Annotated in this window: 21 protein-coding genes; 15 read left to right on the plus strand and 6 right to left on the minus strand. The window is 69.9% G+C overall.

Annotated features, from left to right (window positions below; genetic code table 11):
* Window positions 1–208 precede the first annotated feature (208 nt).
* Window positions 209–1021, plus strand: a complete 813-nt coding sequence (locus tag WMF44_RS22585) for a phytanoyl-CoA dioxygenase family protein (RefSeq protein WP_437301175.1) — start codon at window positions 209–211, stop codon at window positions 1019–1021.
* 34 nt (window positions 1022–1055) lie between these two features.
* Here WMF44_RS22585 and WMF44_RS22590 read toward each other — a convergent pair whose 3' ends face one another.
* From WMF44_RS22590 to WMF44_RS22600, 3 genes are all read right to left on the minus strand, one after another.
* Window positions 1056–1553 carry an SRPBCC family protein gene (locus tag WMF44_RS22590; RefSeq protein WP_437301176.1) on the minus strand — a complete coding sequence of 166 codons (498 nt, stop codon included), beginning with the start codon at window positions 1551–1553 and terminating at the stop codon, window positions 1056–1058.
* Window positions 1550–1915 (minus strand): ArsR/SmtB family transcription factor, encoded by a 366-nt coding sequence (locus tag WMF44_RS22595; RefSeq protein WP_437301177.1) that lies wholly within the window; start codon window positions 1913–1915, stop codon window positions 1550–1552. Before WMF44_RS22595 ends, WMF44_RS22590 begins: the two co-directional genes overlap by 4 nt.
* Window positions 1916–2082: 167 nt before the next feature.
* Window positions 2083–3378 carry a ferritin-like domain-containing protein gene (locus WMF44_RS22600; RefSeq protein ID WP_437301178.1) on the minus strand — a complete coding sequence of 432 codons (1296 nt, stop codon included), beginning with the start codon at window positions 3376–3378 and terminating at the stop codon, window positions 2083–2085.
* 223 nt (window positions 3379–3601) lie between these two features.
* Here WMF44_RS22600 and WMF44_RS22605 point away from each other — a divergent pair, with 223 nt between their 5' ends.
* Both WMF44_RS22605 and WMF44_RS22610 read left to right on the plus strand, forming a co-directional pair.
* Window positions 3602–4267, plus strand: coding sequence for a dihydrofolate reductase family protein (locus WMF44_RS22605; protein WP_437301179.1), 666 nt, complete (start codon window positions 3602–3604; stop codon window positions 4265–4267).
* Window positions 4268–4291: 24 nt separating this feature from the next.
* Window positions 4292–4726, plus strand: coding sequence for a YciI family protein (locus WMF44_RS22610; RefSeq protein ID WP_437301180.1), 435 nt, complete (start codon window positions 4292–4294; stop codon window positions 4724–4726).
* Between the two features lie 172 nt (window positions 4727–4898).
* On the opposite strand, the gene WMF44_RS22615 is transcribed toward WMF44_RS22610, so the two are convergent.
* Window positions 4899–6446, minus strand: a complete 1548-nt coding sequence (locus tag WMF44_RS22615; protein WP_437301181.1) for a serine/threonine-protein kinase — start codon at window positions 6444–6446, stop codon at window positions 4899–4901.
* A 209-nt stretch (window positions 6447–6655) separates the two neighbouring features.
* Between WMF44_RS22615 and rph the strand changes: the two genes are divergently transcribed.
* The 5 genes from rph to WMF44_RS22640 are packed head-to-tail and all read left to right on the plus strand — an operon-like array spanning window position 6656 to window position 12850.
* On the plus strand, window positions 6656–9268 hold the full coding sequence (rph, locus tag WMF44_RS22620; protein ID WP_437301182.1) for a rifamycin-inactivating phosphotransferase: 2613 nt from the start codon (window positions 6656–6658) through the stop codon (window positions 9266–9268).
* 2 nt (window positions 9269–9270) lie between these two features.
* Complete coding sequence (locus WMF44_RS22625; RefSeq protein WP_437301183.1) at window positions 9271–9492, plus strand: hypothetical protein; 222 nt, start codon at window positions 9271–9273, stop codon at window positions 9490–9492.
* Between the two features lie 57 nt (window positions 9493–9549).
* A complete protein-coding gene (locus WMF44_RS22630) occupies window positions 9550–10122 on the plus strand; it encodes an RNA polymerase sigma factor (RefSeq protein ID WP_437301184.1) in 573 nt (190 codons plus the stop codon).
* Window positions 10119–11033, plus strand: coding sequence for a hypothetical protein (locus WMF44_RS22635; RefSeq protein WP_437301185.1), 915 nt, complete (start codon window positions 10119–10121; stop codon window positions 11031–11033). Before WMF44_RS22630 ends, WMF44_RS22635 begins: the two co-directional genes overlap by 4 nt.
* Before the next feature lie 59 nt (window positions 11034–11092).
* Window positions 11093–12850 carry a hypothetical protein gene (locus tag WMF44_RS22640; RefSeq protein WP_437301186.1) on the plus strand — a complete coding sequence of 586 codons (1758 nt, stop codon included), beginning with the start codon at window positions 11093–11095 and terminating at the stop codon, window positions 12848–12850.
* A 425-nt stretch (window positions 12851–13275) separates the two neighbouring features.
* Here the strand turns inward: WMF44_RS22640 and WMF44_RS22645 are convergent, their stop codons facing one another.
* Entirely contained in the window at window positions 13276–14067 is a 792-nt protein-coding gene (locus tag WMF44_RS22645; RefSeq protein ID WP_437301187.1) for a hypothetical protein, read from the minus strand.
* Window positions 14067–15032 carry a hypothetical protein gene (locus WMF44_RS22650; protein WP_437301188.1) on the minus strand — a complete coding sequence of 322 codons (966 nt, stop codon included), beginning with the start codon at window positions 15030–15032 and terminating at the stop codon, window positions 14067–14069. Before WMF44_RS22650 ends, WMF44_RS22645 begins: the two co-directional genes overlap by 1 nt.
* A gap of 163 nt (window positions 15033–15195) precedes the next feature.
* Here WMF44_RS22650 and WMF44_RS22655 point away from each other — a divergent pair, with 163 nt between their 5' ends.
* The 7 genes from WMF44_RS22655 to WMF44_RS22685 all read left to right on the plus strand — a co-directional run bounded on the left by WMF44_RS22655 (window position 15196) and on the right by WMF44_RS22685 (window position 20622).
* Window positions 15196–15543 (plus strand): hypothetical protein, encoded by a 348-nt coding sequence (locus WMF44_RS22655; protein ID WP_437301189.1) that lies wholly within the window; start codon window positions 15196–15198, stop codon window positions 15541–15543.
* A gap of 298 nt (window positions 15544–15841) precedes the next feature.
* Window positions 15842–16528 carry a hypothetical protein gene (locus tag WMF44_RS22660; RefSeq protein ID WP_437301190.1) on the plus strand — a complete coding sequence of 229 codons (687 nt, stop codon included), beginning with the start codon at window positions 15842–15844 and terminating at the stop codon, window positions 16526–16528.
* A gap of 151 nt (window positions 16529–16679) precedes the next feature.
* Window positions 16680–16871: a hypothetical protein gene (locus WMF44_RS22665; protein ID WP_437301191.1), complete on the plus strand. Its 192-nt coding sequence runs from the start codon at window positions 16680–16682 to the stop codon at window positions 16869–16871.
* A 91-nt stretch (window positions 16872–16962) separates the two neighbouring features.
* Window positions 16963–17406 carry a helix-turn-helix domain-containing protein gene (locus tag WMF44_RS22670; protein ID WP_437301192.1) on the plus strand — a complete coding sequence of 148 codons (444 nt, stop codon included), beginning with the start codon at window positions 16963–16965 and terminating at the stop codon, window positions 17404–17406.
* Window positions 17407–17579: 173 nt separating this feature from the next.
* Window positions 17580–17747 carry a hypothetical protein gene (locus tag WMF44_RS22675; RefSeq protein WP_437301193.1) on the plus strand — a complete coding sequence of 56 codons (168 nt, stop codon included), beginning with the start codon at window positions 17580–17582 and terminating at the stop codon, window positions 17745–17747.
* Window positions 17744–20137, plus strand: coding sequence for a bifunctional DNA primase/polymerase (locus WMF44_RS22680; RefSeq protein ID WP_437301194.1), 2394 nt, complete (start codon window positions 17744–17746; stop codon window positions 20135–20137). The genes WMF44_RS22675 and WMF44_RS22680 overlap by 4 nt, the downstream gene beginning before the upstream one ends.
* Window positions 20138–20424: 287 nt before the next feature.
* Entirely contained in the window at window positions 20425–20622 is a 198-nt protein-coding gene (locus tag WMF44_RS22685; protein ID WP_437301195.1) for a hypothetical protein, read from the plus strand.
* Window positions 20623–20721: the final 99 nt, after the last annotated feature.

Raw genomic sequence — 20721 nt, forward strand, 5'->3', positions numbered from 1 at the left:
CTGAGCTGACGCAGAGCGGGGCCGCGCGGGCGTCGGCCTCGTGAGGCCGAGATCACTCGCCCGTCCCGCGCGCGTGGGCCGGGCGCCTTGAGCGCCGCGTTCTCCTCCGAAGACGATGATTCCGGCGGTGGTGGGATGGGGATGAGCCGGCGGAGGGCGAGCGCCGAGCTTGACGACTCCGCTCGATCCACCAAGCTCGGCCCGAGCCATGAGCCACGCCCGCCACACCAGCGCCGAGATGGATGAGCTTGCCCGCGCAGCGCAGCGCGATGGGTTCTGCCTGATAAAGAACCTCCTTCCGAAGAGCCTGCTGCGCTCGTGGCGTGAGGCCTTCGCGCCGCTCCTCGACGCCCACATCGCGCGTGAGGGGCACCTCGAGAACCGGGGGCCCGGTCGCTATTACGTGACGCTCCCGTTCAAGGCCCCCTTCGCGGAGCCGCGCATCTACGAGGACGAGACGATCCTGGGCGTGGTGGAGCGCCTCGTCGGGGCCGACATGACCATGGTCCAGCTCGCGACCGACACCCCGCTCCTCGGGTCCGACTACCAGGACGTCCACCGCGACGCGCCGCCGCTCTTCCCCGAGACCGGGAGAGAGACACCCGCGTTCCAGCTCGCCGTCAACTTCCCCCTGGTCGACGTCACCGCCGAGAACGGCCCCATCGAGATCGCCCGCGGCACACACATGCTCTCCAAGGCCGAGGGGATGCGGCGCCTCGCGCAGGGCGAGGTCGCGCTCGAGCCGATCGCCATGGAGCTCGGCGACGTCATGGTCCGCGACGTTCGCGGCCTCCACCGCGGGACCCCGAACCGCTCGCGCGAGCCGCGGCCCATGGTCGTCATCGGCTACAGCCGCCGCTGGCTCTTCCGCCCGGAGGTCTCGATCCGGGTGCCCCGCGAGAGCCTCTCCCTCCTGTCCGAGCGGGCGAAGCGCATGCTCCGCTTCAATCCCATCGTCGAATCGCTCGACGCGCGCGAGGAGACGGAGGAGACCGAGGTCTACCAGGCCTTCGCCTACTGACGCGCGACGCCGCTCGCCGAGGCGCGGCCGCGCCTCACGCCGCCCCGAACTTCTCGTCCAGCTTGCTGAGCTGGCTGGTGAAGCCTTCCTTCTGCATCTCGGTGAACTCGGGGCTATGCATGGTGTCGAGCAGCACCACCATCTTCACGCGGTCGCCGAGCTCCGTGAGCTCGACCTCGATGTCGGCCTCGTAGGGCGGTACACCGGGCAAGAAGTCGATCACATTGCGGAGCACGAGCCGTGTCATGGGCCTGAGCTCGGCGAAGGTGGAGGTGACGGCGTGCGAGGGCGGCTGGCCGATCTCCGCCATGGCGCGGACCATCTCGGGCGTCGCGGCGATCATCTCGTAGCGCAGGGCGCCGCCCGGCCTCGCGTCGAGCTCCGCCACGGCGGCCCGGAAGTTTCGCGGCCCCCACCAGGACTCGAAGCCCTCTCGCGTGGTCCAGAGGTCCCAGACCTCCTGCAACGTGGCGCGGTAGGTGCGCTCGACTCTGACCTTGGATCGGGCCTGGGCTTTGACTGCGCTGTTCATGATCGCTTCCTCGTGGCTGGGCCGCCGTGAACGGCCGGGTTGTTCTGAGCTAACGCACGCTTCTTCTCGAGCGCGGCACCGAAACGATCGAGGCGCTCCTCCCAGAGCTGCCGGTAGCGGCCGAGCCAGTCGTCGAGCTCGCGGAAAGGCTCGGGACGAAGGGAGTAGAGGCGCCGCTGCCCATCGGGTCGCATCGAGACGAAACCTGACTCCGAGAGGATGCGCAGGTGCCGCGACACGCCCGACTGGTGGATGCCGGCCTTCTCCACGACCTCGGCCACCTGTTGCTCGCCAGAAAGGAGAGCCTCGACGATGCGGCGGCGCGTGGGATCGGCCAGGACCTCGAAGACGTCCAGTTGCATGTTTATGCATATACACCATGGTGCATACGTCGGTCAAGCGCCACGGCACGCGGGGCTGCGCGCGCGGCCGGACCTTGCCGGCCCGCGTGGAGCGCGGCTCAGCGCGGCGCGGCTCCGCGGCGGCTCACCTGTGTGTCGGGCGCGAGCGCTCGCGCAGGGCGCCCCGGTCAGGGCACGAGGCCTCCCGCATCGCGCGGCGCCCCCAGCATGCGCTTCAGGCGCGCCCGCGCGGTCCGCTCGGCGCGGCGCCGCAGGGGCTTCTGCTCGTCGGCCGGCACCGCTCCGTGGCGAGCCGCCGGCACGATCGGCAGCCCCATAACATCCGTGAGCGGGGCGGCGGGCGCTTCGAGCTCCGGCTCCGCCAGCGCAGCGCCGAGCGCGGCGCGGACGCGCGCGGGGTCGAGCGTCAGGCACCACGTGACGATGCTCCAGGCGAGCGCAGCATGCCGCGCTTCGTCCGTCGCGATGCGCGCGAGCGCCCGCGCGACGGCCGGATCGGTCGCGTGGCGCTGCGCTCGTCGCGCGAGCGCAGCGGCGAACGTCTCACCGATGCAGCCGTCCGTGAAGCTCAGGTACGCGACGGCGGCGGCGTCGCCCGAGAGCGCGGTGGCCGGCAACGGCAGCTTGCCCGGCCCGAGCGGCAGCCCCGCGTACGTGCTCGCGAGACCGAACGAGAGGCGTGCGTGTTCGGTCTCGTCCTGCGCCGCGTGCTGACAAGCCACGAGCAAGTCGGCGGGTGCTCCGAGCGCCAGGAGCTCCAGCGCGAGCGCGGAGAACGTCGCGATCGAGGCGTGCTCGGCGAGCGCGGCCTCGAGCCACAGGGCGGCGAGCTCTTCACGCTCCCGGGGCGAAAGGTGAGCGACCAGCGCGGGGTCGCTGATGTCCGCCCAGCCGCTCGCTTCGCGCGCCGCGGCGGTGATGGGGCCCTGTTCGTCTCGCAGCGGCCGGCCGAGCGAGTTGAAGATCTTGCCGCTGTAGATCGGAACCTTGAGGGTCAAGACCCACGACACGTCGACGCCGTGAGCCGGGAGGCCGTGATCGGCGCCGCTCATCGGGATCGTCACGCGCAGCCCCGTCCCCAGCACGGCGCCCGAGGCGAAGACGCCCGTGTGCAGCGCGAACGTCGACGTGTGGAGATCGCTGCGGGTCAGACCCGCGATGCCGAGCTCTCCACCGACGACGTTTCCGAGCTGAAACCCGAACGCCAGGCGCGCATAGTCGCCGGCATACGTCTGCGCCTGGAAGAAACCACCGTAACCGATCGAGCCCGGGTCTCCCTTCGGGAAAACCATGCCGCTGATCTCCGTGCCGAACCCGACCGGGTATTCGCCGCTGCCGACGGACAGCAGCAAGCCGGGGTTGAACGACCCCTCGGGCACGGACGACGCCAGGGCCTGCGCCGGCACCAGGAACGCGACCGCACCGACGACGTCGATCGCGACGAGCTTGTTCCTGCGTCTCATGTGCGTTGAACCTAACAGAACGAGAGCCAGGGAAAGTTTGTCACGAGCTTGATCGAAGCAGCCCGCCCGGAACCTCCTAAACAGTTGAATTAACAGCGTTTTCATGTGACAACCGGCCGGCGAAGAAAAAAAATTCGTCGGCGTGTCGATCCGGCCCCGGCTCGTTCGTCGTCACTCAGAAGAACGGTCGCAGGCGACACCTGCGCCGGAAGGAGTTCCGCTCATGTCGAGGCTTCGGGTAAACGCGTTTGGGATCTCGATCGACGGTCATGGCGCCGGTCCCGGCCAGGATCTGGCCAATCCGATGGGCGTCGGAGGGATGGGGCTGCACAAGTGGGTCCTCGGCACGAAGACGTTCCAGAGAATGTCCGCCGACTACGCTGCCTCGCTGATCGGCGACACGGTCGGTCGGGCGGGCGTCGACGACGACTTCGCCGCGCGCGGCTTCGAGAACCTCGGCGCGTGGATCATGGGCCGCAACATGTTCGGGCCGCAGCGGGGCCCCTGGCCCGACGACGGTTGGAAGGGATGGTGGGGCAAGAACCCGCCCTACCACGTGCCCGTCTTCGTGCTCACGCACCACGCTCGCGAGTCCTTCACCATGGAGGGCGGAACGACCTTCCACTTCGTGACCGACGGCATCCACGCCGCGCTGGAGCGCGCGAAGGAGGCGGCCCAGGGCAAGGATATCCGGCTCGGCGGCGGCGTCGCCACCGTTCGGCAGTACCTCACCGCGGGGCTCATCGACGAGCTCCACCTCGTGATCTCCCCCGTGCTCCTCGGCCGGGGCGAGCACCTCCTCGCTGGCATCGATACGGTGAGCCTCGGCTACCGCTGCACGGAGCACGCCTCCACGGACCACGCCACCCACGTCGTCCTGACGAAGTAGCTCGATACCAGGGAGAAGAGCTCCGTGAAAGTCATGGTGTTTGTCAAGGCCACGAAGGAGTCCGAGGCGGGGATGATGCCGGACGAGAAGGTCATCGCCGAGATGGGCAGGTTCAAAGAGGAGCTCGTCAAAGCCGGCGTCATGCTCGGCGGAGAGGGGCTGCACCCGAGCAGCAGAGGCAAGCGCCTGCGCATCTCGGACGGCAAGACGACGCTCATCGACGGCCCCTTCGCCGAAGCCAAGGAGCTCGTCGGCGGATACTGGCTCTGGCAGGTGAAGTCGCTGGACGACGCGGTAGCGTGGGCCAGGCGCTGCGCCGATTACATGCCCGGCGGGGAATGGGAGCTCGAGATTCGACCGATCTTCGAGGCGGAGGACTTCGGCGAGGAGTTCACGCCGGCGCTGCGCGAGCAAGACGAACGCCTGCGCGCCGAGATCGAGCGGCAGCGGAGATCCTGAACGGCCAGAACACCGATCAGCTTGGAAACCCGAGAAATGAGACGCCAAGACGCCAGAAGACGCCAGAAGACGCCAAGAAAACAATAAATCTTGGCGTCTTCTGGCGTCTCTTGGCGTCTCTTGGCGTCTCAACTTCTCGCCGTTTGCGTGCGGCTTCAACCCGTTTGTCGCTCTACCCCTCGTCGATCCCCGCGCGCGCCGCGGGCGTGATCACGAGGCCGCCCCAGGAATGCCCCGTCGTCCACTCGTCGAGGCGCAGGAGCGCGCCGCCCGCGAACCGCTGCTGGCCCGGCGCGCCCTCGACCCGCGCGGGCGCGGCGTGCAGCACCAGCACGACCTGGACCGCGGGGCTCGGCCCCGGCCTCGCCGCGATCGTCGTCTCCAGCCCGCGCACGACGTCGACAAGCCGGGCCCGGGCGGCGCGGCTGCCCTCCGGATCGGCCGGGGGCACCTGGCCGGCCCGCTGAGGCGGTTCGCCGGCCGCCTTGGCTGGTTCGCCAGCTACCCTGGATGACTCATCACGCAGTTCAGGGGATTCAGTGACGCATTTGACTGGTTCATCGCCCTGTTCAGGTGGATTTCTGAAAGAATTGACTAGTTCTTCACCTTGATCAGGCGAACCACTGGCATATTTGACTAATTCGTCGCCATTATTAGATAGATTTCTGGCAGTTTTGACTAATTCATCGCGATTCTTCGGCGGTTTTCTGACACTTTTGACTGGTTCATCGCTCCCCTTGGGCGGTTCACCGGCCCTCCGGGCTGGCGGGCTCGCCATGGCGCCCTCGAGCGCCGCCCGCAGCGCCTCGGAGAAGGCGCGCGCTGACCCGAATCGCTCTTCTCGCGCCTTGGCCAGGGCGCGCAGCAGGACCTCGTCCGCGCCGCGGGGGACCGGCGCGATCTCCGACGGCCGCGGCGGGCGCCGGGAGACGTGCGCGCGGACGACGGCCGAGGGCTCTCCCACGAAGGGTGGCCGCCCGGTGAGCAGCTCGAAGGCGACGACCCCGAGCGCATACAGGTCCGCGCGGCCGTCGACGTCGCGCGCGTCGAGGCACTGCTCCGGGGCCATGTACAGCGCGCTGCCGAGCCGGAGCCCCGTGTGCGTGACCTCGCTCCCCTCCTCCGCCACGCCGCTCCCCTCCCCCGGCCGCGCGAGCCCGAGATCGAGGAGGGTGACCTCCTGCGCCGGCCCTCTCATCCGCCGCAGCATCACGTTCTCCGGCTTCAGATCCCGATGCACGACGCCGGCCGCGTGCACCGTGTCGATCGCGGCGCCGATCGCATCGACGAGCCGCATGGCCTCGACCGGCGCGGCGGCGCCCGCCCCGGGGAGCGCCTCCATCCATCGCGCCAGCGTCTCGCCGTCGACGAGCTCGAGGACCAGATAAGGAAAGCCTCCTTCCATCTCGCCTTCGCCGAGCAGCCGCGGCGCCGCGGGCGGACCGATCCGGCGGAGCGCCGCCGCCTCGCGCGAGAACCGCCGATCGCCTCGGTGGCGCGCGATCTTGAGCGCCGCCGCGAGGCCGTCCTCGCGCCGCGAGGCCGCGAACACGCGGGCGAAGCCGCCCTCGTCGAGGAGGCGGAGCCCATCGAAGCCCGGGACGCGGGGCGCGACCTCCACCACCCCGGCCTCTTCCTTCGCGGCGCTCGCGGCCGTGCCGCCGTGCAGCGGGCAACCCGCGACGACACCGATCCTGCGGTGACAGAGGGTGCAGCGCATCCGCGGGAGTTGCCTCCGCGGCGATGCTACTGCGCGCGTCGAGCCACCGGAAGCATGGATGCCTTCCATCGACCTGACGAGGTCGCCATCCTGGGGTTTCGTTCGGTAGAGCCCCTCCTGGTTCGCGTTATAGTGGCGCGCTTCGACGAGGGGGGCGTGACGATCCGTCGACGCGAACGAGCTGCCGACGCCCTGATGGAGGTGAACGGATGCGGACCTATGTGCTTGCTCTCCAGGAGGTCGATCGAACGAAGGCCAACAGGGTCGGTGGGAAGGGCGCGAACCTGGGTGAGCTCTCCAGGATCGAGGGGATCCGCGTGCCCGCTGGCTTCTGCGTCACGACCGAGGCCTTCCGGCGGATCATGGGAGAGGCGCCGTCGCTCGGCGGGTTGCTCGATCGGTTGTCGCTGCTCGCGGCGGAGGACCGGGACGGGATCCGGGAGCTCAGCGCCGAGCTGCGCCGGATCATCGAGGGGACGGCCATCCCCGAGGACCTACGAGAGGCGCTCACCCAGGCGCTTTCCACGCTTGGCGCGGGCGACGCCTGCGCCGTACGGTCCAGCGCGACGGCGGAGGATCTGCCGGGGGCTTCCTTCGCGGGCCAGCAGGATACGTACCTGAACGTCCTCGGGACGCAGGCGATCCTGCAGCACGTCCGCCGCTGCTGGGCGTCGCTCTTCACCGAGCGGGCGGTGACCTACCGGATCCAGCACGGCTTCGATCACCGCAAGGTCCACATGGCGGTGGTGGTGCAGAAGATGGTCTTCCCGCAGGCCGCCGGGATCGTCTTCACGGCCGATCCCGTCACGTCGAACCGGAAGGTGTCGTCGATCGAGGCAGGCTTCGGCCTGGGGGAGGCCCTGGTCGCCGGCCTGGCGCGCGCCGATCGCTACAAGGTGCGGAACGGCCAGGTCATCGAGAAGGCGATCGCCAGAAAGACGCTGGCCACGCGTGCCCTTGAGGAGGGCGGCACCGAGGAGCGGGCGATCGAGCCCGAGCGGCAGGACGGGCAGGTGCTGACCGACGCGCAGATCCTGCAGCTCGAGCGCCTGGGCCGGCAGATCGAAGGGCATTTCGGCCATCCCCAGGACATCGAGTGGTGCCTTGTCGACGAGGAGCTCCACATCGTCCAGAGCCGGCCGATCACGACCCTGTACCCCATCCCCGAAGCCGGTGATCGAGGCAACCACGTCTACATCTCGGTCGGCCATCAACAGATGATGACCGACCCGATGAGGCCCCTCGGGCTGTCGTTGTTCCAGCTGACCTCGGGTGGCCGCATGCTCCCGGCGGGCGGCAGGTTGTTCGTCGATCCCACGAAGCAGCTGGCCTCACCGGCCAGCCGGGACGCCCTCCTGGAACTCCTCGGGCGCTCCCATCCGCTCCTCAGGGACGCCCTCGCGACGATCCTCTCGCGGGGAGACTTCATCGAGCCCTTGCCCGACGATCCGGCGGCCTCGCGCCCCGGCCAGGGCAAGCAGGCGCCCGGGCGATTCGACGCGCAGGTCGAGGACGACCCGGCGATCGTCGCGGAGCTGATCGAGCGCACCCAGGCCTCGCTCGCGGAGCTGAAGCGCGACATCCGGACCAGGACCGGAACGGCGCTGTTCGACTTCATCCGGGAGGACATCCAGGGGCTGAGCAAGTCCATGTTCGGTCCGCGGAGCATGGGCGCGATCATGGCGGGCATGAACGCCTCCTCGTGGATCAACGAGAAGATGATGGCGTGGCTCGGCGAGAAGAGCGTCGCGGACACGCTCTCCCAGTCCGTGTCGAACAACATCACGTCGGAGATGGGCCTCGCGTTGCTGGATGTCGCCGACGTGATCCGTCCCTATCCGCAGGTGGCCGCTCATCTGCAGAACGTGAAGCACGATGGCTTCCTGGAGGAGCTGGCCGCGCTCGACGGTGGCAAGGAAGCCCGGGACGCCATCCAGGCTTACCTCGACAAATACGGGATGCGATGCGCGGGGGAGATCGACATCACGAGGGCCCGCTGGAGCGAGAAGCCGGCGACCCTGGTCCCCTTGATCCTGAGCAACATCAAGAACTTCGAGCCTCGTGCCGGCGCGCGGAGGTTCGAGCAGGGGCGGCAGGAGGCCTCGCAGCGGGCGCGAGCGCTGCTCGATCGGTTGAGGCAGCTGCCGGACGGGGAGCAGAAGGCCAGCGAGGCCCAGCGGATGATCGACCGGCTCCGGACCTTCATCGGCTACCGCGAGTATCCGAAGTACGGCCTCGTCAATCGCTACTTCATTTACAAGCAGGCCTTGCTGCAAGAAGCCGAGCGGCTCGTGCAGGCCGGCGTGATCCACGACGCCGAGGACATCTACTATCTCACGTTCGACGAGCTCCGCGAGGTCGTGCGCACCCATCGGCTGGACGACCGGATCGTCGGCCAACGGAGCGCGGAACACGAGCTCCACAAGAAGCTGTCGCCGCCGCTCGTCATCACGTCCGATGGGGAGATCGTGGCAGGCGCGCGCGAACGAGCCGATCTCCCCGCCGGAGCCCTCGTCGGCCTGGCGGTCTCCTCCGGCGTCGTCGAGGGACGAGCCCGCGTCCTCCTGGACATGGCCGACGCGGAGCTGGAGGCGGGGGACATCCTGGTCACCACCTTCACCGATCCCAGCTGGACGCCCTTGTTCGTGTCCATCAAGGGCCTCGTGACCGAGGTGGGGGGCCTGATGACCCATGGCGCGGTGATCGCCCGTGAATACGGCTTGCCGGCGGTCGTCGGCGTGGACAACGCGACCAGGCGGATCCGGGATGGGCAACGCATCCGCGTGCATGGAACGGACGGGTATGTCGAGATCCTGACCTGAGGATGCCTGGGGCCGAGGCGTGTGTTGACGCGCGGGCGCTCGCGCTCGCCGGCGAGCGGCGGGCGCGGGCGCCGCGGTGCGTGGCCGTCGGGCTCGGGATCACGGTGCCGACCGTACACACCGTCCATTTTTACACCGACGCGGCAGGGGCGCGGCACGGTACCTTCCAGGGGCCGCCGGTATCGGCGATCGTGGGCCTCGGCCTCGGCCTCGCGCTGCCGTGACCGGGCCGCGTCGATTCTCTCAAAACGCGCCCGCCGCGCGTCCACTCACCCCAGCGCATGTCCCTGCTCGCCACCGCGCCCGAAGGCCGGCCGCGCGCGATCTCCGCGCCGGGAGGCCCGGTCCCCTCCTTCGAGCAGCTCTTCTTCGAACACGCGCCGTTCGTCTGGCGCGCGCTGCGGCGGCTCGGCGTCCATGAAGCCGACGCGGAGGACGTCTGCCAGGAGGTCTTCATGATCGTCCACCGGCGCCTCGCGGGCTTCGAGGGGCGCTCCTCGGTCCAGACCTGGATCTACGGCATCTGCATCCGGGTCGCGGCCGACTACCGCAAGCGCGCCCACCGGCGCCGCGAGTCCACGCGCGCCGAGCTGCCCGACCAGGAAGCGCTCGAGGACCAGCACGGGGCGCTCGAGGACCGTCAGGCGCGCGCGCTCCTCGACGCGTGCGTCCAGACGCTGGACGACGACAAGCGCGCGGTGTTCGTGCTCTTCGAGCTGGAGGAGCTGCCGATGACGGAGGTCGCCGAGGCGGTGGGCTGCCCGCTCCAGACGGCGTACGCGCGGCTCTACGCGGCGCGCCGCGTGGTCGAGGCCGCCCTGCGGCGCGCCACGGCCGAGAGGAGGATGCCTTGAGCAAACCGAAGGATCCGCCGCGGCTCTTCGATGCGTCCTCGGACACGACCGACGCCGTGCGCGCCGTCCTGCGCGCGGGTCGGCGCGAGCTCCCCGGGCCTTCCGACCTCGCCCGCCTCGCCGCGCGCCTCCCGCTCGGGCCGCTCCCGCCCTCGGGCGCCTCGCCGCCGGCCGGGGCGCCCGAGGTCGCCTCGCCGCCCCCGTCGCCTCCACCCGCGCCCGGGCACCTCACCGCGGCCGCCGCGGGGCCTTCTGTGGCCGCCAGCGCGCTCGTCGGCGCGCTCCTCGGCCTCGGCGTCGTGGGCGGCGTGTGGTGGCGCGACGCCGCCACGGCGCCGCGCGACGCCGCGCTCACCGTCATCGCGAGCGCCTCTGGGCCGAGCGCCGCCGCGCCCACGAAAGCCCCCCCGCGGCCCGCGGAGCCCGGCCTCGACGGCGCCGGCCACGCGGTGTCGGAGGCGGGTGGCGGCGCGGCGCGTGAGCCCTCGAGCGCGACCGCGCCGCACGGCGAGCTCCTCCCGCGCGCGAGCGCCGCCGCGCCGCGCGCCGACGAGGCGGCGATCCCCGCGCCGGGCGCGCCGAGCGGCGGGGCTCCCCCGAGCGCGAGCCCTCCGTCCGCCGGCGCCGCCGGGGAGGCGGAGACCGAGGTCCAGCTGCTCCATCGCGCGCAGGACGCGCTCGCCACCGACGCTGGCTCGTCCTTCGCGCTCACGGTCGAGCACGCGCGGCGCTTCCCCGCCGGCGCGCTCGCTCAAGAGCGCGAGATCATCGCCATCCGCGCCCTGCTCGCCCTCGGCCGTGCGGCCGAGGCGCGCGCCCGCGCCGCGAGCCTGCTCGAGCGGTTCCCCGGCTCCGCGTACCGCGGCAGGCTCGAATCGCTCGGCCTCGAGGGATCCTCTCCAAAAAATTGAGCCGCTCTCTCCACGCACCAGGTGACCGCACGATGCGGTCCTCTCGGCGGAGAACACCCATGTCGAATCGCTTTTCCTCGCGCGCCTCGTTCCCGCGGCGCGCCGCGAACCTCTTCCTCCTCGCTTCGCTCGCGGCGACCTCGCCGCTCCTCGGCGGCTGCGGGATCGAGCTCCAGATCGGCGAAGAGCCCAGAGACGGTGATGGTCCCGGTACCGCGACGGGCACGGGCGGGTCCCCGCCGGGCGCCACCACCGCGACGGGCGCGGGCGGCGGCGCCACCACCGCGACGGGCGCGGGCGGCGGCGCCACCACCGCGACGGGCGCGGGCGGAGCTGGCGCCAGCGATGGCGGCGGCGGTATGCCGCCCACCGGCGGCGGTGGTGCGGGAGGCGGAGGAGAGAACCTCCCAGGAAAGCCGACCGATCCGGAGTGCGCGGACTCCGTCGCCTATCTCGCTCCGATCCAGGTGAAGACCCAGGCGCAGCTCGACGCGCTGCCGCTCATTCACAGCGCGGGCGACGTCGCGATCGACGGCAGCGTCGAGAACCTCCAGCACCTCAAGTGCCTGACCGGGGCGGACATCGTCGAAATCACGAGCGACGCGCTCGAGGATCTGAGCGGGCTCGAACGTCTGCAGGTGGTCACGAACGACCTCACCGTCATGAACACCGGAGTCTTGCGCTCCCTCTCGGGCCTCGAAGGGCTTCGTCACGTGGGCCGCTACTTCAGCATCCTCGACAACGTCGCCCTGCTCGATCTCCACGGCCTCGAGCTCTACGTCGAGGACTCGAACTACCTCGACATCATCGGCAATCTGAGCCTGGAGAGCTTGGACGGCCTCGGCATCACGGACGCGCGACATCTCTCCGTCAAAGACAACCCGGCGCTCGAAAGCCTCGACGGTCTCCGGGTGGAGCGAGTCGCAAACTTCTTGATCGCCGGCAACAGCTCGCTCACGAACCTCGACGCCCTGTCGTCGCTGACCGAGGTCCGAGAGCAGCTCTACGTCGGCCAGCATGCCGAGCTGCTGAGCATCGCTGGCCTCCACGGTCTCACGCGCGGCGCCACGGTGGCCATCGAGGACAACGACAAACTCCGCGATCTCGCCGGCCTGCACAACATGAGCGAGATAAGCGTACTTCACGTGAGCTGGAACGACGCGCTCGAGAATATCGACGCGCTCGCGGGCGTCGAGCTCGATGAGCTCTGGTTGGAGGGGAACGCCTCGCTCACGAATATCGATGGCCTACAGGACCTCACGAGCGTCCGATCCATCCTGATCCTCGGCGCGCCGGGCGTCACGTCCCTCCGAGCCCTGAGCAACTTGACGCGTGCAGATCACATCGCGATCCATGCGACGGGCGTGACGAACCTCGAGGGCCTCGAGAACGCCAAGATCGACGAGGAGCTCTCCGTCTCCGACAACGCCGATCTCGAGAGCCTCACCGGTCTCAACCCCGACAATCACGTCCTCAGGGCCCTGTGGGTCACCGGGAACCGGAGCCTGAGCGACCTCACCGGGCTCGAGATGCTCGAAGCCGCGACCAGCTACATCTTCATCCTTGACAACGATCGGCTCGTCTCCCTCTCGGGGCTCGACAACCTGACCTCGGTCCCCTCGCTCTTGATCAGGCAAAACCCGATGCTCACGAGCATCGCTGCGCTCGGCTCACTCGAGATCGTGGCGCAAGAGCTCTCGATCAGGGACAATGAGTCGCTTCCGACTTGCCAGGCCCAGGCCATCGCCGATCAGCTCGACCCCGGCACGCCCACCATCGAGGTGACCGGCAACTACGCGGGCGGCACCTGCGACTGATCCATTCCAGACTGCAAGCGTCGGGCTCAAACTACGCCGCGTGCCGGGGGGTCAAGTAAGAATGTCTTCTTCAGCGCGGCCCACTGCGGGGGCGCGCCGACGAGCATCACCTTCCGCACGTACCGGAACGGCAGCACGGGTGGGCGGACAAGGAGCTCGACTGGGAGTTGGACATCCAGCGCGACCTCGAGCGGCTGCGCGGCGAGGCGCGGCGCGAATCCCGCGACGGACACGGCCATCCTCGTCCACTGCAACAGCAACCGCGTCGTGCACGTCACCTACGAATAGGCAGCCGCCTGCTCGACGGGATCGATGTTCACCGAGCTCGTTCGGTCGCGCTCAGGACGCGAAGCTTGGTCAACGCCTGTGGCCACGCCCCCGCCATGGCTCACGAACGTGGTCGTGACCGAGGGTGCCGGGCTTCGTCACGGGACGAACGCGATGTCGTCCACCAGCATGTCGAACACGGTCGACTTCGCCGTGTGAAACTCGATCGAGTAAGCGTGCGCCGGGTCGAACGCCGGGGGCGCGGGCACGCCCCAGCCGTCCGTGCTGAGGATATCGAACATGACCGTGTACTGCGCCCACTCGGTCGTGATGTCGATCCCCTCGCCGAAGTGGTCGCCGCAGCCGGAGCCTTCACACACGCCGCCCTCGCGATCGGTGTTGCGGTCGGGGAAGTTCACGTAGATGTGCGTCGGCGCCGCCGCCTTGGCCCAGAACGTCAGCCCCGAATAGGCAGAAGCGTCGTAGGTGAGCTTCGCGCCCCCCGGGGCGAAGTTCAGGTCGAACCCCATGCCGGCCCCCCTCGAGACGAAGCCGCTCCCCGCGACGTGAGCGGCGTACTCGCTCGGGTCGTGCCCGGGCGAGACCGGCAGGAACGGGCGGCCGGGCAGAGGGGTCTGCGCACCGCCCCGCGTGCCGTCGTTGTACGTGTACCAGCTGCCGACACGGTCCTTGCACCGGAGGATCGCGCCGTCGCCGTCCTCCAGGTCGTCGAGGAGCGCGGTGCAGGCAGGGATCTCGGGCTCCGCGTCCGAGCCGCCCGAGCCGCCGGCGCCGCCCGCACCCCCGTCCGAGCCGCCGGCTCCCCCGGCGCCGCCATCGCGGCCGAACGGATCCGGGTCGTATTCGCCGGGCGAGATGCCAAGGACGAGGCCGCATCCGCTCAGCGACACCGACGCGCAGAGGGCGAGCGTGAGCACCTGGAAGCGCATCAGAAGCTACCTTGCACGAGCGCGCCGCCCAGCGCGGGCGAAAGCCCGAGCGACGCGCCCTGGGTCGAGCTCTTCGCGGTGAGCCACAGCACGCCGCCGCCGGCGATGGCCGCGAGGCCGACGCCGAAGACGACGGTCGCGACGTTCGCGCGCGCCACGGCGCTGCCGCGGATGTCCATGCCGCGCCGATCGCAGCGGTCGCCGTTGCAGAACGGGCGCGACTCGTCGAACCTCGACTTCGCCGCGAAGCCGAGCCCCGCCCCGACGCCGACGGCGACGACCCCCGCGCCTGCCGTGACGAGCGCGATCGTGCGGCGGCCATCCCCCGCGCCGCCCGCGTCGCTCGACGCGGGGTCGTCCTCCAGCGCGCGCACGACGAGGGTCGAGGTCGCGCCGCCCGGCTTCACCTCGACCTGCGCAGTCCACGCCCGCTTGCCCGGCGCGCTCGCCTGGATCACGTGGGTCCCCGCGTCGACCGGCATGGGCACGCCCCACTGGCCGGGGCCGACCGGGGTGCCGTCGCGCTTCACCTCGAGGCCCGGCGTGCTCGCGGCCTCGACGACCACCGAGAGGCGCGAGACCTTCGGCTGGACGGCCGCCGCGCGCTCGCGCGCCTTCGCCTCCTTCTCCCGGTCGCCGCTCGCGTGCACCCGCGCGGCGACCTCGAGGAAGTGCGCCCACGCGGAGGCCATCTTGCCGATGCGCTCGTAGCAATCGGCGAGGAAGTAGCGGGTGTTGACGCTGTCGTAGAGGCGCAGGCTCTCCTCGTACTTGGGGCAGGCACGCGACGCCTGGCCGGCGTCGACGAGCGCTCCCGCCTCCCGGAACAGCGCCACGGCGCCCGCCTTGTCCTCGGCCCTCGCCGCGCGCCCTCCCGCGATCGCGGCGGCCAGGCCGATGCCGATCGCGCAGAGACGCGCGGCGCGCCCGCGCTTCGGTCGGCCTTTCGTCTGCGGCGGCTTCATCGTGTCGGCGAAGGTATCAGAAACCGACCGGACGGATGCAATGGGGGCCGATGCCTCGGTTTCGGCCGTGGATCTCGATGGGCGGACCGTCCGATCAGACGCCGCGGCGCATCCGTCCGCCTCTTCGGGGCCGCCGTCCGCCCTTTCGCCAGAGCCCGGAGAGGTGGCCGAGGTCACCGCGCCGCCCTCGCCGCCCACCCGACCCTCGCCGCGCACGACGGGCGAGCGCAGCCCGATCGAGCGCGGGGCGACGCCCGTCGCGGTCGTCCCGCCGCCCAGGCTGGAGCCCAGCGCGCCCGAGCGGGCAGGCGCCCCGGTCGGGTCTCAGGCCAGCCTGCTGGAGCAGATCACCGGTGCGCTCCGGACGGCGGCCGCGCACGGCGACCTTGCCACCGCCCGCGCGCTCCACGCGGCGCTCGCCCGTGCGCTCGGGGTGGCGCAGCCGCCTGACGAGGCGAGCGGTCCGCGGGTCGTCCCGCTGCGAGGACGGGGGAAGCGGGGGGCACAATGAATGCGCGACGTCAAGCGGCAATCGTCGTGCTCGCCGCGCTCCTCGCCGCGGTAGGCTGCAAGAGAACGGCCCGCGAGGGCGGCAACCCTCCCGGCCGAGGACGTCGACGATCGAGGTCAACGTGAGTCCGAAGTTACCCAAGCGCAGCAAGCCAAACAAGAGCTCAGACAAGAGCGCGCGCAACAGCCCCAAGCCCCGCCCGCGGGTCGGCCCCGAATCTGAGCCGAGAGACCACAGCGAGGCGGCCGAGCTCCAAGCGAAGCTGCAGCACGAGGCGCAGACATCAGGACCCCCGATCATGGCTCTTCCGAACCATGTGGTTGAGCGGGATAGCGAGGCGCCCGTTCTCCCGTTTCGATGGGTGCATCCGGCGGTGGACCAGCTTCGAGAGCTGGCCGGCACCCTCATTGAGCACGCGCGCCAGCACGCAAACGACGAGGCCGTAGCGGTCGGCCATATACTGATGGCGGTATCACAGGCGATCGAACGCAACGACCTATCGGCACTGAATGCGGAGGGCGGCCCTCACACGTGGGCTCGAAGATACATTAGACCTGACGACAACTTCATCGGCGGCGGATATATACCGATCGAAGACAGGAACGGGCGCCTGTTGAAGGGTGGAGTCCAGAGCATCACCGGAGGCTTCCGGCACCTAACCAAAACACTCACATTCGCAATAACGTATTGTCGCGAACATGGCAGTTGCTTGGACACGTTCACACAGATCGTTGCGCTGAGCATGGGTCACAACTTCCCTTCACTGGTGAGCCTCTCCGGAGAGCCGGACATGCTGAAGCGTTGTCAGACGATCGAAGGGCGCATCAAGAATCAGCTAAAGAAACTTGGAGAGAAGTGGGCGGTGGAGATTCCGGAGAGTGCAGCGCAGGAGATCGCGCGTGCTCTACTTGAGGTCGAGTTCAAGCTTTCGGGGAAGGATAACGAGGCGCTACGGAAGGCGTTCACGTTCCTCGATACCCACTAGAACGCGGCGACTGTCAAGGGCTGTTTCCCTATCCCCGGGTAGGCTGGCCTGACGAGGGCTCATCCCCGGGTAGGCTGGCCGGAACGCCGCCTATCCGTGGCTAGGGAAAGCACGGTGGTCGTGGTGCGGCCTCTGGTTGATGGTGTTCGTCATGCAGCACGAACTGACGACGACACAGCGGGTTCTGGTGATCGCGGGGTTGTCCGGCGCAGACCCCCGCACGGTGCGGAAGTTCCTCCGGGGTGAGGAGGTCCGCGGTTCGGTGGTGAAGGAACGGATCGAGCTCGCACAGCACCAGCTGGCGCAGCTGCAGGGCTCTCCGGCTCCGGTGGTGAAGGGCTGAAACCGAGCCGCTGACGGCGCCGGGCGTCCCGGCGTGGTGGTTCAACAACGAAGCTGGCGGGCGCCGGGCGCGGCGCTGTGAGGAGACGTGTGTGCAGAAGACGAGCACGACGGCCGTCCCGCGCAAGGGCGGCGACATCACAACCAGGGCAGCAGAGCGGCCGCCGCACCGAGAGGAGCGCACCGCGGCGCTGCTCGCGCTGCTGGACGAGCACATCGAAGAGCGCATCAAGGAGCTCCTGCAGAAGGCGACGCGGACCGAGGACGATCCCGTGCTCGACGCCTCGGGCGCCGCCGCTCTCCTCGGTGTATCGAAGGAGACCGCGAACCGGATGGCCAGGAAGGGCGAGATCCCAGCGGTGAAGCTTGGCCCGCGGCTCGGCTGGCGCTTCCGGCGGTCGGATGTCGAGGCCTACCTCGAGGCGAAGCGGCGCCGGCCGGCGGCGCTCGCCGCGAACGACGCAGAAGGCCCCCCGACGGACGCTGCCGGCGTCTTGGCCGAGATGGGCCTGCCCGCCCCGCGGGGGCGACGATGAGCCGCGCACGGGCAGCACGCCCCCGCGGCGTCCGGTCCCCGATCGGCGCTCCCTCCTCCGGTCGGATGCCCCGACGACCCCTGAGGCACGCCGAGGACGCGCACGCTGTTGAGCTCCTCGGCGTACTCGCACACCGGCCGCTGCTCGTCGCGGAGTGGGCCGAGAGGGTGGGCATGCGCTTCCGCCCGTGCAATGAGTCATTCCCCCGCGCGCTGATCAGCGCCCTTGCCGAGGGGCTGATCAACGCCCGCGCGGGAATGCTGCGCATCACGCGCAAGGGGCGCGCCGTGCTTCGGGCGGAGCGCGAGTTCAACCGCCAGCTGGCGCGGAGGGCCGCTTGAGCGCCCCGCACCTGAACGGCGAAACGGGCATGGCGGCGAGGGAGCACGCCGCGGCGTACATCGGCATGGGGTGGGTTCCCGTACCGGTCCCCTTCCGGGAGAAGGCGCCGAGCGGCCAGGCCTGGCAAACGCGGACGCTGGATGAGGCGCGGGCATCCTTCGATCGTGACTTCCCGCTCGGCATGCCGATGAACGTCGGCGTCCTGCTCGGCACGCCGAGCGGTGGGCTCGTCGACGTGGACCTCGACTGCAGCGAGGCCATCGACTTTGCCGATCTGCTCCTGCCGTCCACGGCCATCTTCGGCCGGGCAGGTCGCCTGGGTTCGCACCGCCTCTTCCGGTGTGAGGTAGCGACGGCCCAGTTCCGCGACCCGCTACGCGTACGCGACAAGGCGCAGGACAAGGCGATGCTTGTCGAAATCCGAAGCGACGGCGCACAGACCGTCTTCCCAGGCTCGACGCACGTCTCGGGCGAGCCGATCGGCTTCGAGGCCGCGGAGCTGCCGCAGGCCATCGACGCGGGCGATCTGCGGGTGCGGGTCGGGCGCATCGCGGCGGGGGTGCTGCTCGCGCGCTACTGGCCCGGCGGTGGACGCCACGAGATGCAGCTCGCGCTCGCCGGCGCGCTGCTCCTTACCGGATGGGATCCCGAGCTGGTGACCGACTTGCTGTGCGTGGTGTGCGGCCTCGCTGGGGACGAAGACCGGGCGAAGCGCGAGGCGACCGTCCGCGGGACGATGGCCAAGATTGAGGCCGGCGAGCGCGTGATCGGTTGGGGGACGCTCGCGAAGGGTTTCGACCCGATCGTCTTCCGTGACGTCCGGCGTTGGCTCGGCGGGGACAAGCCCCCGGAAATCGTCGTCTCGACGGACATGGAGCAGGTCACCGACCGGGCGATCGAGGCGATCGAGCGCGTCGGGCTCGACGAGCCCGCCCGACGCATCTGGCGCCGCGGGGGCACCCTCGTGCGCGTCGTCCGGGACGCGGAGCCCCCGCCGCTCCTCACGCGTGAGCCGAACACGCCCACGATCCAGGCCGTGCCCGCGCCGGCCGTGCGCGAGGCCATGGCCTCCGGGGCGACCTGGATCAGACTCACGACCACGCGAACAGGGGCGGAGAGGAGGAGCCGCGTCGTCCCTCCCGAGTGGGTCGTGCAGGGCATCCTCGCGCGCACGCACTGGCCCGTCCTCGCGCCGCTTGAGCAGGTCTGCGAGACGCCGCTGCTCCTGCCCGACGGCACCGTCCTCGGGACGCCGGGATACGACGAGCGCACGGGGATCCTCTATGAACCGAACGCGGTCTATCCGACCGTCCCCGAGCGGCCGACAGCGGAAGACGTCGCGCGCGCCATAGCGGCGATCGACGATGTGGTTTGCGACTTCTCCTTCGAGACGCCCGAGCATCGGACCGGCTTCTTCGCCGCGGTGCTGACGCCGATGTCGCGCAACATGTTCCAGGGCCCCGCACCGCTGTTCCTCTTCGACGCTTCGACGCCGGGCACGGGCAAGGGCCTGCTGGCGAAGCTCGCGGGGCTCGTCTCGACGGGGCGCGAACCAGCCGCCGGCCAGTTCACCGAGGATGAGGCCGAGATGCGGAAGCGCCTGACGTCCTATTTCATGGCCGGAGATCGGATCGTGCTCCTCGACAACGTCGTGGGGAAGCTCGGGGGCGCGCCGCTCTGCACCGCGCTGACCGAGTCGCAGTGGTCGGATCGCGTTCTCGGGAGCTCGAAGGATTGGAGCGGGCCGATCGGGGCGACGTTCTACGCGACCGCGAACAATGCGGACCTCGGCGCAGACATGGATCGGCGCGTCTGCCACGTTCGAATCACGGCGAACGCAGAGCGTCCCGAGCAGCGACAAGGCTTCCGGTACAGCCCTCTCCTGCCCCACGTGCGGGAGCGCCGCGCTGCGCTCGCCGTCGCGGCGCTGACGATCCTGCGCCGGTACACCGCCGCCGGCTGTCCACCCGTCAGGCTCCGACCCTGGGGCAGCTTCGAGAGCTGGACAGCGCTCGTCCTCGGGGCGCTCGTCTTCGCCGGGCTCCCGGATCCGGGTCCCGCTCGCGACGCGCTGACCGAGCACGCGGACGCGGACGCGGACCACCGCCGCGCCTTCGTCGCGGGGTGGGCGGAGCTCGTCGGGCGCGAGGGCGACGCAGAGGGACTGACCACCCGACGGGCCATCGAGATTATGCAGACCGCGCCCGCGTTTCGCGATGCCGTCGAAGGCCTCCTCGGGCTGGCGAAGTTCCAGGCGCTCTCCGTGACGCCGCTGCAGCTGTCCGGTCTCCTGCGGCGGATGAAGGGACGGATCGTCGGGGGGCTGCGAATCGTCGAGCGTGGGGGTGACCGCAAGGGGTTCAAGCTCTGGTCCGTCGAGCGCGTGTAGCCCCTGCTGCGAGGTGATGCCGAGGTTGCCGAGGTCGCCGAGGTTTTTTTCAGCCTTCGCGCGCGATGTGTTCAGGGGTTTTCCCGGTTGGGTGCGGAAGGAGAAAAGGCTCTGTGCACGCGCAGGGGCTAACGGCTGGAAGAATCTCGGCAACCTCGGCAACCTCGGCAGGCTGTCGCGAGGGTCCCGACGGCGTCCTTGTCGGTCTCAGGTCCTCGAGCTAGCGGAGCAGCGTGGGCGCCTCTTGCCCACGCATCGGCGGACTGGTGCCGCCCAAGGAGTGCCCCATGGATCTGAAAGATCTGATCGCAGAGAAGAAGAAGCTGGCTCGAGAGAAGCTGCAGGAGCTGAAGCCGCAGCTGGAAGAGATCCGCGAGCATGCACGTGCGGTGCAAGCGGAGGTCCTATCCTCCTACGGGCTCGACGGCGAGGAGCCGAAGCCCGAGGACGAGGACGAACCTGGGAGCGAAACACAGGGGGCGTAGGCCGCTGGGCCTCCCCCTTCGGAACAGCGATACGGGGCCACGATGCCCAAGGGGCTTCCTCTTTAAATTTGGGCACTTCGGGCTGGGGGTGTGGGAACA

Source organism: Sorangium sp. So ce426 (genome assembly GCF_051475585.1).
GTDB classification, from domain to species: Bacteria; Myxococcota_A; Polyangia; order Polyangiales; family Polyangiaceae; genus Sorangium; species Sorangium cellulosum_B.